We start from the raw sequence: 1,187 nt of genomic DNA on the forward strand, positions 1-1,187 counted from the left end.
TGGCAGAAGGTTGAAAGCCACACCCGACGTCCCTGGGTAGATGAACCATACGAAGGGCTCACCCTGTCCCGCAGAGCAACGTAGGGAAGGTTGAGCACCGAGTCGCGCAAGACCGGACGGTTGGGAGTGGGATGGACCACTGAGGCTCGTCGCGCCGTGCCTACATCAGCCTCTCAGAACACGATCGAGCGCTGCCCGGCCTGAAGGTCCCCATGTCGGCTTGCCGCCAGGAAGGCCTTGGTCCCCGTTCTGGCCCATCAGCATGAGGAACAGGCTCTTCAGGGCGGCCAGCCCGCGGGCGCGCTGGATCGTCCCCTCGTCCGCCTGCGCGTATACGTCGAAGAAGCGTGAGGTGGCGCCTGCGGGAAGGATGACCCATGCGGCGGCGAGGTCCCACGCCGGATCGCCGGCGAACATGGAACCGAAGTCGATCACGCCCGAGAGCGTCCCGTCCGAGACGATGACGTTCGCCGGATGCAGGTCGCCATGCACCCACAGCGGCGACCCCTCCCACTCGGGCGCCGCGACGGCGTCATCCCAGACGGCCCGGACATCGTCGGCGAGGTCGTCGGGGACGACGGCGCGGAAGAAGTGGTCGAAGCCGTCCGTGCACTTCTTGGGGTGGTCGCCGCGGTCCTCACTGATCGGCGCGTCAGCGGGCGCCTCCACGTGGAGTGCTTTGAGGAAGCTCGCCAGGGTGTCGGCCGCGTGGTCGCCGCGGCTGATCGAGGAGTAGTCCAGCGGCTCGCCGGGAACCCACGTCATCACGGTCCAGTGCTTGGGGAAGCGCGCGGAGGGTTCGCCGAACCGCACCGGGGTCGGCACCGGGAGCGGCAGGCGCGGGGCCAGCACGGGCAACCACCGCCGCTCCTTGAGCTGGAGCTCCGGGGTGGGGTCCATGCGCTGCATGCGCACGGCCAACTCGTCCCCGAGACGCCACATTTGGTTGCCCCAGCCGCCCGCCACCTCGCGGATGGCGAGCCCTGCAAGGTCTGGATGCTGCTCCTGCAGCAGGTCGCGGACCAGGCCTGCGGTGATCTCGATCTCAGCGTCGGTCATGCGAAGCCACAGTACTGGGGCAGGTGGAGCGGCCACTCAACCTTCCCTACGTTGCTCTGCGGGACAGGGTGAGCCCTTCGTATGGTTCATCTACCCAGGGACGTCGGGTGTGGCTTTCAACCTTCTGC

At 67.7% G+C, this 1,187-nt stretch carries 1 protein-coding gene; it reads right to left on the minus strand.

Going from position 1 to position 1,187, the window contains the following annotated elements; genetic code table 11:
* Positions 1 to 165: 165 nt before the first annotated feature.
* Entirely contained in the window at positions 166 to 1,059 is an 894-nt protein-coding gene (locus ACZ4MF_RS49080) for an aminoglycoside phosphotransferase family protein (RefSeq protein WP_467500969.1), read from the minus strand.
* Positions 1,060 to 1,187 lie beyond the last annotated feature (128 nt).

Source organism: Streptomyces sp. NPDC025793, assembly GCF_055558375.1.